Annotated in this window: 12 protein-coding genes and 1 rRNA gene; 7 read left to right on the forward strand and 6 right to left on the reverse strand. The window is 70.2% G+C overall.

What is annotated here, in order from left to right:
• From AO398_RS26195 to rimO, 3 genes are all read right to left on the reverse strand, one after another.
• Window positions 1–234, reverse strand: coding sequence for a hypothetical protein (locus tag AO398_RS26195; RefSeq protein WP_058195110.1), 234 nt, complete (start codon window positions 232–234; stop codon window positions 1–3).
• 118 nt (window positions 235–352) lie between these two features.
• Entirely contained in the window at window positions 353–1,435 is a 1,083-nt protein-coding gene (gene dinB, locus AO398_RS26200) for a DNA polymerase IV (RefSeq protein ID WP_058195112.1), read from the reverse strand.
• 117 nt (window positions 1,436–1,552) lie between these two features.
• On the reverse strand, window positions 1,553–2,905 hold the full coding sequence (gene rimO, locus AO398_RS26205) for a 30S ribosomal protein S12 methylthiotransferase RimO (protein WP_058195115.1): 1,353 nt from the start codon (window positions 2,903–2,905) through the stop codon (window positions 1,553–1,555).
• 382 nt (window positions 2,906–3,287) lie between these two features.
• On the opposite strand from rimO, the gene pabB reads away from it, so the two are divergent.
• The 6 genes from pabB (at window position 3,288) to AO398_RS26235 (ending at window position 7,650) form a co-directional block, all read left to right on the forward strand.
• Window positions 3,288–4,679, forward strand: a complete 1,392-nt coding sequence (pabB, locus tag AO398_RS26210; RefSeq protein ID WP_058195116.1) for an aminodeoxychorismate synthase component I — start codon at window positions 3,288–3,290, stop codon at window positions 4,677–4,679.
• Complete coding sequence (locus tag AO398_RS26215) at window positions 4,676–5,299, forward strand: aminodeoxychorismate/anthranilate synthase component II (protein WP_058195118.1); 624 nt, start codon at window positions 4,676–4,678, stop codon at window positions 5,297–5,299. The genes pabB and AO398_RS26215 overlap by 4 nt, the downstream gene beginning before the upstream one ends.
• Entirely contained in the window at window positions 5,286–6,158 is an 873-nt protein-coding gene (locus AO398_RS26220) for an aminotransferase class IV (protein ID WP_058195120.1), read from the forward strand. The genes AO398_RS26215 and AO398_RS26220 overlap by 14 nt, the downstream gene beginning before the upstream one ends.
• A complete protein-coding gene (locus tag AO398_RS26225; RefSeq protein ID WP_058195122.1) occupies window positions 6,158–6,571 on the forward strand; it encodes a DoxX family protein in 414 nt (137 codons plus the stop codon). Before AO398_RS26220 ends, AO398_RS26225 begins: the two co-directional genes overlap by 1 nt.
• 221 nt (window positions 6,572–6,792) lie before the next feature.
• Complete coding sequence (locus AO398_RS26230; RefSeq protein WP_058195124.1) at window positions 6,793–6,981, forward strand: hypothetical protein; 189 nt, start codon at window positions 6,793–6,795, stop codon at window positions 6,979–6,981.
• Between the two features lie 129 nt (window positions 6,982–7,110).
• Window positions 7,111–7,650, forward strand: a complete 540-nt coding sequence (locus AO398_RS26235) for a ferritin-like domain-containing protein (RefSeq protein WP_058195126.1) — start codon at window positions 7,111–7,113, stop codon at window positions 7,648–7,650.
• A 105-nt stretch (window positions 7,651–7,755) separates the two neighbouring features.
• On the opposite strand, the gene AO398_RS26240 is transcribed toward AO398_RS26235, so the two are convergent.
• The 3 genes from AO398_RS26240 to AO398_RS26250 form a co-directional block, all read right to left on the reverse strand.
• Window positions 7,756–8,085: a hypothetical protein gene (locus AO398_RS26240; RefSeq protein WP_058195128.1), complete on the reverse strand. Its 330-nt coding sequence runs from the start codon at window positions 8,083–8,085 to the stop codon at window positions 7,756–7,758.
• 154 nt (window positions 8,086–8,239) lie between these two features.
• On the reverse strand, window positions 8,240–9,112 hold the full coding sequence (mazG, locus tag AO398_RS26245; RefSeq protein WP_058195130.1) for a nucleoside triphosphate pyrophosphohydrolase: 873 nt from the start codon (window positions 9,110–9,112) through the stop codon (window positions 8,240–8,242).
• 52 nt (window positions 9,113–9,164) lie between these two features.
• Complete coding sequence (locus AO398_RS26250; protein ID WP_058195131.1) at window positions 9,165–9,398, reverse strand: hypothetical protein; 234 nt, start codon at window positions 9,396–9,398, stop codon at window positions 9,165–9,167.
• A 694-nt stretch (window positions 9,399–10,092) separates the two neighbouring features.
• Between AO398_RS26250 and AO398_RS26255 the strand changes: the two genes are divergently transcribed.
• Window positions 10,093–10,207 (forward strand): 16S ribosomal RNA (locus tag AO398_RS26255); the annotation flags it as partial.

The following is a 10,207-nucleotide window of genomic DNA, read 5'->3' on the forward strand; positions in this document are numbered from 1 at the left end:
TCAGCTCGCGCCAGACGGCGCGCGCGGCCGCTGCGGCGCGGCGATCCCGCCGGTGAGGAAGCCGGCGCCGGGGCCGCCCGAGGACAGGTAGAGCTGCGGCGGGCTCGCAGTGTAGCCCCGCAGCAGCGCCGCGTTGGCGGCGCCGAACGAGGCGTCGCTGTCGGCGTGGGCGGCGCCTACGGGGAGGCTCACCAGCAGGGCGGCGGCCACGGCCAGCGACGTGTTCTTCGACATGGGGGGCTCTCGGTTCGTGCGATGTGCGGCAATCCCGGCCGCACCGGATGGCTCCCACCTGTGGTTGATGGGTCGCAGCCGACGTGCGGCGTCGCACCCGGCCGCCCGCCGCACCGGATCAGAGCCCGAGCCCGAGCTGCAGCGGCGCGTCCTTCTCCCCCTGCTCGAAGCCCGAGAGCGCGATCCCGATCAGCCGGGCGCTGCGCCGGAGGGGAAACAGCCCGGAGAGCAGCTCCAGGCCGATCCGCTCCAGGGCGCTCCGGTCGGCCACCGGGGCGGCGAGCGACTTCGCCCGGGTGACCTGGGCGAAATCCGAGAACTTGAGCTTCAGGGTCACGGTTCGGGCGCGCATCCCCTTGGCCTCGGCCCCGCCCCAGACCTTGTCGAACAGGGGCGCGAGCCGCGCCGCGAGGACGTCGAAGGCGGCACTATCCTCCGAGAAGGTGGTCTCCGCCCCGATCGACTTGCGCACCCGGTGGGCGCGCACCGGCCTCTGGTCGAGCCCCCGGGCGACCGCGTGGTAATAGGCGCCCGCCGACCCGAAGGCCTCGCGCAGGCGGTCGAGATCCCAGGCGCGGAGATCCGCCCCGGTCTCGATGCCGAGCCGCTTCATCTTCGCCTCGGTCACCGGCCCGACCCCGTGGAACCGGCCGATCGGCAGGGCGGCGACGAAATCCAGCCCCATGGACGGGGTGATGACGAACAGCGCGTCGGGCTTGCGGTAGTCGGAGGCGACCTTGGCCAGGAATTTGTTGTACGAGACCCCGGCCGAGGCGACGAGGCCGGTGCGCTCCAAGATCTCGGCCCGGATCGCCTTGGCGACCGCGGTCGCCGTCGGAAGGCCCAGGAGATTCTTGGTGACGTCGAGATAGGCCTCGTCCAGGGCGACCGGCTCGATCACCGGCGTGTGCCGGGCGAACACGGCCCGGATCTCCTCCGAGACGGCCCGGTAGACCTCGAAGCGCGGCTTCACGAACAGCAGGTCCGGGCAGAGCCGCCGGGCGGTGGCCGACGGCATGGCCGAGCGGACGCCGAACTTCCGCGCCGCGTAGCTCGCGGCCATCACCACGCCGCGCTCGCGCGAGCCGCCGACAGCCAGCGGCAGCCCGCGCAAGGACGGTTCATCCCGCTCCTCCACGGAGGCGTAGAACGCGTCCATGTCGATATGGATGATTTTTCGGAGGGCAACCTCCGGATCCATCGCCGCCTCGGGGGCTCAGCTGAAGTTCCTGATATGTTCCAAAGAATCAGGACCGGCTGCCCGGGTCAACCGATCCGGTAACGCAGCGCACAGGGGATCGGGCGAAGTCCAAAAAAATCAGGTCACGCTGCCGTAGAGGTCGTAGGCGTCGGCCCGGTCGATCTTGACGGTGACGATGTCGCCGGGCCGCACCGGGCGCCGGAAGGCGGCGTGGACATTGCCGTCGATCTCCGGGGCGTCGGCCTTCGACCGGCCCTTGGCGATCCCGCCCTCGACGGAATCGACGATCATGGCCAGCCGCTTGCCGACCTTGGCCCGCTGGAGCCGGAGCGAGATCGCGTTCTGCGTCTCCATGAACCGGCGCTTGCGCTCGGCCTTCAGCTCCGGCGGCACGAGGTCGCCCAGCGCGTTGGCGGTGGCGCCAGCCACCGGCTCGTATTCGAAGCAGCCGACGCGATCGAGCTTGGCCTCCTGCAGCCAGGCCAGCAGCTCATCGAACTCGGCCTCGGTCTCGCCCGGGAAGCCGACGATGAAGGTCGAGCGGATCGCGAGGTCCGGGCAGGTCTGCCGCCAGCTGCGGATCCGGTCGAGCTGGCGCTCCTGGTTGCCCGGCCGGCGCATGCGCTTGAGCACGGAGGGGCTGGCGTGCTGGAGCGGCATGTCGAGATAGGGAAGCACCTTGCCCTCGGCCATCAGCGGGATGACCTCATCCACGTGCGGGTAGGGGTAGACGTAGTGCAGCCGCACCCAGGCCCCGAGCTCGCCGAGCTCCTTGGTGAGGTCGTAGAACTTCGCCCGCACGCTCCGGTCGCGCCACGGGCTCTCACTGTAGCGGACATCGACGCCGTAGGCGCTGGTATCCTGCGAGACGACCAGCAGCTCCTTCACGCCGGCTTTGACGAGCTTCTCGGCCTCGCGTAGCACGTCGCCGGCCGGGCGGCTGACGAGGTTCCCGCGCAAGCTCGGGATGATGCAGAAGCTGCAGCGGTTGCTGCACCCTTCCGAGATCTTCAGGTAGGCGTAGTGGCGCGGGGTGAGCTTGATCCCCTGCGGCGGGACCAGATCGAGGAACGGGTCGTGGGCGGCGGGCACCGCCTCGTGGACCGCCGCCACCACGGATTCGTAGGCCTGCGGCCCGGTGACTGCGAGCAGGTCCGGATACTTTTCGCGGATCTCCTCGGGCTGGGCGCCCATGCAGCCGGTGACGATGACCCGGCCGTTCTCGGCCATGGCCTCGCCGATCGCCGAGAGCGATTCCGCCTTGGCGGAATCCAGGAACCCGCAGGTGTTGACGATCACCACATCGGCGCCGTCGTGGCGGCGGGCCAGCTCGTAGCCCTCCGCGCGCAGATGCGTGAGGATCCGCTCGGAATCGACCAGCGCCTTGGGGCAGCCCAGCGACACGAACGAGATTTTCGGGGCGGCCCCGGGACTGGCGTCCCGAGGAGCGGGCGTGGCGGTTGCGGTCATGATCGCATTCGGGAGACGGGTCGGACGCCACCCTCGCGTGCAGCCGGTGGATCGGGTCGCACGGCGCGCGCGGATGGGCGTTCGGGATGGCGTCCCTATAGCGGTTCTAACGCGCCCGCGCGAGACCGGCCGCCGCAGGGGTGCCCGGCCCGAGGCGGGAGGCTGGCACCACGATCGAAACTTGGCTGTTTGCAGGGCTTTGCCGGCGGGTCCTGAGATCCCACATCAGGTCCTGCCGGCCTTTCCCCACGCCCGGGACGGGTCCCGACCGCCCGCGACGGGCGCGGCCTTGCGCGGAACTGCCGCTTTCCCCGCGGCATCGCCTGTGCAACGGCAGCGCGCGGGGCGCGTGCCCTCAGAGGACAGCGGCCCGAACCCGGTCATGTGGACCCAAGAGATCTGGACCCAAGAGATCCCCTTCATCGATCCCGTCGCGGCCGCCGCCCGGCTGCGGCCCCTGCCGGATCTCGCCTTCCTCGACAGCGCCATGCGGCACGACGCGCTCGGCCGGCACTCGATCGTGACCGCCGACCCGTTCGCCCGCTTCCGGTTCCGCGACGGGCGCGCGACTTTGGACGGGCGCCCGGTCCCGGGCGGGCCGTTCGCGGCGTTGCGGGCCTGCCTGGCGCCCTACCGGGTCGAGCCCGATCCCGAAAACCCGTTCCCGGGCGGCGCGATCGGCTACCTCGCGTATGATCTTGGCGCGCAGCTGGAGCGGGTCGCGGCCCCTTCCCGGCGGGCGGGGCTGACCGACGATAGCGCGTTCAATCTCTACGACACGGTGCTGGTGATCGACCACGCCGTCGGCACCTGCCAGCTGGTCGCCACCGGCTTCCCTGAGACCGAGCCGGCGGCCCGGCAGGCGCGGGCCGAGGCACGGCTCGCCGCCTTCGCCGACCGGCTCGGCACGGAAGCCGGACCGGCGGAGACCCCGCCCCAACCCACAAAAAACCTCGCGTGGCGCTCGAACTTCGACCGGCAAACCTATGAAAATGCGGTCGAAAAGGTTCGTGCCTATATCCGGGCCGGCGACATCTACCAGGCCAATATCGCCCAGCGCTTCAGCGCCGACCTGCCGGCGGGCTTCGACCCGTTCGCGCTCTACCGGCGCCTGCGCGCCACCAACCCGGCGACCTTCGGAGCCTATCTGGAGCTGGAGGGGCTGACGGTCGCGTCGTCCTCGCCGGAGCGCTTCATCCGGCTCGACGGCCGCCACGTCGAGACCCGCCCGATCAAGGGCACCGCCCGCCGGCTCGACGATCCGGCGGCCGACCGGGCGGCGGCCGAGGCGCTCCTGGCCTCGGTCAAGGAGCGGGCCGAGAACGTCATGATCGTCGACCTGCTGCGCAACGACCTGTCCCGGGTCTGCGCGCCGGGCAGCGTCGCCGTGCCCACACTGTGCGGGCTGGAGACCTACGCCAACGTCCACCACCTCGTCTCCGTGGTGACCGGGACGCTCCGCGACGGGCTCGATGCCCTCGACCTCCTGGAGGGCACCTTCCCCGGAGGCTCGATCACCGGCGCCCCAAAAATCCGCGCCATGGACATCATCACCGAGATCGAGGGCGACGCCCGGGAGCTCTATTGCGGCGCCATCGGGCGGATCGGCTTCGACGGCGCGCTCGACACCTCGATCGCGATCCGCACCGTGTTCATGGACGACCGGCAGGCCGTGCTTCAGGCCGGGGGCGGCGTGACCCTGCTGTCGGAGCCCGGCCCGGAATACGACGAGACCCTGGCCAAGGCCGCCCGGGTGTTCGAGGCCTTCGCATGATCCTCGTGCTCGATAATTACGATTCCTTCGTCTTCAACGTCGTCCGCTACCTGGAGGAGCTGGGCGAGACAGTCCGGGTCGTGCGCAGCGACGCGCTCGACGTCGCCGGCATCCGGGCGCTCGCTCCAGACGCCCTGGTGGTGTCGCCGGGCCCCTGCACGCCGGCGGAAGCCGGCATCTCGCTGCCGGCGATCCGGGATCTCTCCGGCCAAGTGCCGATCCTCGGCGTCTGCCTCGGCCACCAAGCGATCGGCGCGGCCTTCGGCGGCACCGTCGCGCGGGCGCAGCGCCCTCTGCACGGTCAGGCGACGCCGATCGACCACCGGGGCGAGCGGCTGTTTGCCGGGCTGCCGGCGCCGATGCCGGTGGGTCGCTACCACTCGCTGGTGGTTACCCCCGGCCCCGACATGGACAAGCATCTCTCGGTCGATGCGGTCTCGCAGGAGGGCGAGGTGATGGCGCTCTCGCACCGGACGCATCCGACCTACGGCATCCAGTTCCACCCGGAATCGGTCCTGACCGAGGGCGGCCACGCCCTGTTCGGCAATTTTTTGGGATTGGCCCGTGCCTGGCGCGACGCGCATGGCCATCAGGACAGGCACGACGATGCTGTGGCGTGACGGGGCGATCGTCCCGGGGATTCAGGCGCCCCTAGACCACACCGATCGGGGCCTGACGCTCGGCGACGGCCTGTTCGACACGGCGCTGGCGCTTGGCGGCCGGGTGGCCTTCGAGGACGCCCATATCGCCCGGCTCGTCGCCGGCGCGGAGACCCTCGGGATCCCCGCCGAGGCGGACCGAATCCGCGCAGCCATGCGGGCGCTCGCCGGGCAGGGGAATGACAAAGGCAGGGGAGACGCGGACAGGCTGGCGATCCGCACCACCCTCACCCGGGGCTCCGGCCCGCGCGGGCTGAAGCCGCCGCCGGATCCGCATCCGACCCTGTTCGCCACCGCGGCGCCGAGCGCCAAGGGCGCGGCCTTCGCGCCCCTGCGGCTGTGGCCCACGCCCATCGCCCGCAACGACACCTCGCCCGCCGCCCGGCTGAAGACGTTGGGCTATCTCGACGCAGTGCTGGCCGCCCGCGAGGCCGCCGCTTCGGGCTTCGATGAATCGCTGTTCTGCAACACCCGCGGCCGCGTCGCCTGCGCAGGCACCGGCAATCTGTTCGCCCTGTTCGGCGACCGGCTTGTCACACCGCCGCTCGCCGACGGCGTGCTTGCCGGGATCGTGCGCGCGGAAGTGCTGGAACTGGCACGGGCTTGCGGCGTGCGCCCGGAAGAGGGCTCGCTGAACCTGCCCGAGCTTCTCGGCGCCGAGGCGGTGTTCGTCACGAATTCCCTGCGGCTGCTCGCCCCCGTGACGGCGATCGGGGCGACCGGCTTTGCCAGTACGGACCACTCGGCCGTGTCCCGGCTCACGGCGGCGCTCCGAACCGCAATCGCCCGCGCCTGTGGGGTCGCGGAGGAGCATGTCTGATGTCTGAGCCGACAGCCGAGATCTGGCGCCGGCGGCTGCGCTACGCGCTGGCCCTGGTCTATGCCGGCATCGGGATCGTCCACTTGGTGGCCGCCGACGCGATGCTGCCGCTGATGCCGGACTGGGTGCCGCAACCGCGCCTCGTGATCCTGGCCACCGGCCTATGCGAGATCGCCGGCGCGATCGGCCTCCTGACCCGCTCGTTTCATCGTGCGGCGGCGATCGGGCTCGCCCTCTATGCGGTCTGCGTCTATCCGGCCAACCTGAAGCACGCCTTCGACCATATCCATGTCGACGGCATCCCGGATTCGTGGTGGTACCACGGGCCGCGGCTGGCGTTTCAGCCGGTCTTTGTCTGGTCGGCGCTCTGGGCCGGCGGCCTGATCGACTGGCCGTTCGGCCACCGCCGCTGATCCGCCAACCGGTCGATCGCGCCGGCGATCCGTCATTCGCGCGAACCCGGACGGCCCCGCAGCCGCGCCATCCAGCAACCACCGAGAAACCGTGATCACAGGATCCCGGAATCGCAGGCTCACGGCAGGCTTTGATCCTGAGATCACCACGGATAGACTGTGGTGCGGCCGCCGCACGCGCTGGAACATCGCGTCGCCCGGCCCCGATACGAGCCACGTGCATGACGAAGCGCCGCGCCGCCGGCCGAACGACGCCGATCGCCGACACGCTGCCGGAGCGCGCCGAGGTCGAGCGCGCCATCGAGGCCGTCCTCGATCGCCTGTGCCCAAAGCCGGTGGGAGCGTCAGCGTCCCCGGCCTCACCGAGAAAGACCACCCGGAAACCCGGCCCGGGCCGGAAGGTCGACTGAGCGGCCGCGGCGGCCGGAAAGGTTCCTCCACAGGGCGAAGATATCGCCAGGACCCGTTGGGCCTGACCGGCGTTCCCCGTCCGGAAGTTGCATTCTCGAATGCGGCCCGCACCGGAGACAGACCGCCCCATGGCCAAGCCGAAGACGCTGCACGACGCCTTCTACGAGACCCTGAAGGACGTCTATTACGCCGAGAAGCAATCCGTGAAGGCACTCAAGAAGTCCGCCAAGGCGGCCGAGCATCCGGAGCTGCGCCAAGCCTTCGAGACCCATGCCGAGGAGAGCGCCCAGCAGGTCGAGCGCCTGACCCAGGTGTTCGAGATCATCGGTAAGCCCGCCCGCGCCAAGACCTGCGAGGCGATGCAGGGCATCACCTCCGAGATGGAGGAGGATCTGGAGGATTTCGCCGACAGCCCCGCCGCCGACGCGGTTCTCGCCGCCTGCGCCCAGGCGGTCGAGCATTACGAGATCGCCCGCTACGGCACCTTGAAGACCTGGGCGCGCCAGCTCGGCCACGACGAGGCCGCCAAGCTCCTCGACGAGACCCTGCAGGAGGAGAAAAAGGCCGACGCACTGCTCTCCAAGATCGCCGAGACGATCAACACTGAGGGCACGCCCGACGACGACGCCGAGATCCCGAAGGGCAAGGCCCCAAAGAAGGCGGCCTAAGCGCCGCGGCGGCGGAGGGGAGCCCGCTCCGCCGCCGCCTTGGAGATCCGAAATCTCAACGGGCTCAGCCCCTTGTCGGGGTCCGGGGCGCGGAACCCCGGGCTATCAATTCGCCTTCTCGATCGCGCTGAGCGGCGTCCAGTAGCAGCGATCCTGCCCGGTCGTCAGGGCGAGGCAGCCATAGGTCATCGTCCGCGTCTCGAGCCGGACGTCTTCGCCGGGCTTCCAGTACCGGCACTCGCCGCTGGCGAGGCTGCCCTTCAGGAGCTGCCCGAAGCCCGACTCGTCCCCGGCCATGACCAGCTTGAACAGGCGGTCGGTGACCTCCTGGGTGTGGCAGCCGAACCGTTCCTTGACGATTGTCTCGGCTTGGACGGCCCGGGGGAGGGCGATGGTCACGGCGAGGACGGCGAGGGCGGGCAGGAGGATGCGCATGGCCCAAGGATAAGCGCCGGCCGCCGCCTGTCGAGCCCTCGAGCCCGAGCCGTCATGCGGGCGAAGGCCGCGCCCCGCTCCGTCAGGAGCGAACCGGGATCCTTGGTTGCTGCGCTCGCGTGCCCCGAACCGGCCTCCACTCCGGCGGCGCGCGCTAGCGCGCCTTCTCGTCCCGCTTCGCCGCCTGCCAGGCGGCCTCCAGGGCGGCGAGATCCGAGCGCCCGAGTTCCCCGCCCGCAGCCTTCAGATGCTCCGCCATGGCGGCGAAGCGGCGCTCGAACTTGGCGATGCCGTCGCGCAGGGCGGTCTCGGGATCGATCCCGGCATGCCGGGCGAGATTGGCCACCGAGAACAGCAGATCGCCGATCTCCTCGGACAGAGCCTGCGCATCGCCGGCGTCCAGTGCCTCGGCGACCTCGTCGGTCTCCTCCCGGACCTTGTCGATCACCTGGGCGGCGTTGCCCCAGTCGAACCCGTAGGCGGCCGCCCGCCGCGAGATCTTTTCCGCCCGGGCCAGAGCCGGAAGGGCCCGGGCGACGCCGCTCAGGGGATCCGGGACGGTGGCACCGGGATCCCGTTCCGCCCGCTCCTGCGCCTTGATCGCCGCCCATTGCGCCTCGACCTGGGCCGGGTCGCGCAGGGTCGAGCCCGCGGGGAGGGGGGTCCCGTCCGGGGCGAACACGTGCGGATGGCGGCGGACCAACTTCTCGCCGATCGCCTTGGCGACGTCGTCGAAGGCGAAGGCGCCCTCCTCTTCGGCCATGCGAGCGTGGAACACCACCTGGAGCAGCAGATCGCCCAGCTCGTCACGCAGATCGGCCCGGTCCCCTCGCGCCACCGCATCGGCGACCTCGTAGGCCTCCTCGATCGTGTAGGGCACGATGGTCGCGAAGGTCTGCCGGACATCCCAGGCACAGCCGCGGTCGGGATCGCGCAGGTCGGCCATCAGGCGCAGGAGCCTGCGCAGGGAGGCCAGTTCGTCGGCCGCCGGAGTCTCGGGCCGACTTGAATCGCGTGTGTCGCTCATGCCCTGGGGTTAGAACATGGCGTGGGACAAGGAAATCCGGCGGCGGCCCGGGTCAGACCCGGGCGTCGCGCTCGCGCACCCGCTCGGACTGCAGGTCGCTGAGATAGCCGGTCAGGCGACCGGTGACCGCCGGGTCGGCGCACTGGACCCAGAGCGGCGCCGGCAGCGCGCGCCTGGGCAAGCGCAAGAGGAAGGCTTCGGCCGACAGGGCCGCCTCCCGCTCGGAATTGGCGGCCAGCAGCCGGGCTCCCGCCTGCGTGCCGATCAGAATTGCGATCGTGGCCATGGGCTCCCTCATCCTCGACGACCAACGACGCGAGCGGCCTTCGCGTTGCGTCCGCCGGGGAGGGCGCCGGTGCCGCGTCTGACGCAGTGAAGACTCGCAGGGCCGAACCCGCATCCGGGGCGGCGAAGCGCTCGGCCCGCCCTTGCGAAACAGAAGGTCAGCCATCACCTCTGTCGAGCACAGACCATGCGCCAAGCGGGTGGGTGTCCCCCCTCGGAACGCCGTGAACCTGCCGCGCCTCGCCTCACGAAGCGGCGGTTCGCCATCGCGGCGTTCTGGCGACGGTATCGGGTTCACCGGGGCCAGCGGGTCCGCTCTCGGTGCGATGCCGGCAAAAGGGCTGTTGACAGCAGAATGCAGGGCGTCCTATACGGCGCCTCCCGACGCGGTGCCCAAGCAAAGGCGAGCCGGCGGGACGGACTTTCTGAAGATCTCAGTAGCACTTGACCGGGACAATCCGGTAGTTTACTGGTCTCTTCAAGGCGCTGACCACGGTCGGTTCCGCTCTTTGACAAGTGAATACGAGAAAGAGAAGCGTGGACGGCGCTTGTCCTTGCGGATCCGGTGCAAGCCGGGTCATCAAGAGGATGCGAGCTGTCATACGCTTTTTGGAAGCTCACACTGTTCGGGTGGAAACGCCCGGACGAATGTGAGCCTCTGTCAAGATGTAGTGATCAGCTTTGATCAATCTCTTCAACGTGAGAGTTTGATCCTGGCTCAGAGCGAACGCTGGCGGCAGGCTTAACACATGCAAGTCGAGCGGGCACCTTCGGGTGTCAGCGGCGGACGGGTGAGTAACGCGTGGGAAC

Origin of the sequence: Methylobacterium sp. GXS13, assembly GCF_001455965.1 — a bacterium.
In the GTDB taxonomy this organism is placed as follows: domain Bacteria; phylum Pseudomonadota; class Alphaproteobacteria; order Rhizobiales; family Beijerinckiaceae; genus Methylobacterium.

Excerpts from the sequence above, each read along its gene's own strand:
- AO398_RS26195 (WP_058195110.1), bottom strand. The coding sequence starts at position 234 with ATGTCGAAGAACACGTCGCTGGCCGTGGCCGCCGCCCTGCTGGTGAGC.
- mazG (WP_058195130.1), bottom strand. The coding sequence starts at position 9,112 with ATGAGCGACACACGCGATTCAAGTCGGCCCGAGACTCCGGCGGCCGAC.
- dinB (WP_058195112.1), bottom strand. The coding sequence starts at position 1,435 with ATGGATCCGGAGGTTGCCCTCCGAAAAATCATCCATATCGACATGGAC.
- AO398_RS26235 (WP_058195126.1), top strand. The coding sequence starts at position 7,111 with ATGGCCAAGCCGAAGACGCTGCACGACGCCTTCTACGAGACCCTGAAG.
- AO398_RS26215 (WP_058195118.1), top strand. The coding sequence starts at position 4,676 with ATGATCCTCGTGCTCGATAATTACGATTCCTTCGTCTTCAACGTCGTC.
- AO398_RS26225 (WP_058195122.1), top strand. The coding sequence starts at position 6,158 with ATGTCTGAGCCGACAGCCGAGATCTGGCGCCGGCGGCTGCGCTACGCG.
- AO398_RS26230 (WP_058195124.1), top strand. The coding sequence starts at position 6,793 with ATGACGAAGCGCCGCGCCGCCGGCCGAACGACGCCGATCGCCGACACG.
- AO398_RS26240 (WP_058195128.1), bottom strand. The coding sequence starts at position 8,085 with ATGCGCATCCTCCTGCCCGCCCTCGCCGTCCTCGCCGTGACCATCGCC.
- rimO (WP_058195115.1), bottom strand. The coding sequence starts at position 2,905 with ATGACCGCAACCGCCACGCCCGCTCCTCGGGACGCCAGTCCCGGGGCC.
- AO398_RS26220 (WP_058195120.1), top strand. The coding sequence starts at position 5,286 with ATGCTGTGGCGTGACGGGGCGATCGTCCCGGGGATTCAGGCGCCCCTA.
- AO398_RS26250 (WP_058195131.1), bottom strand. The coding sequence starts at position 9,398 with ATGGCCACGATCGCAATTCTGATCGGCACGCAGGCGGGAGCCCGGCTG.
- pabB (WP_058195116.1), top strand. The coding sequence starts at position 3,288 with ATGTGGACCCAAGAGATCTGGACCCAAGAGATCCCCTTCATCGATCCC.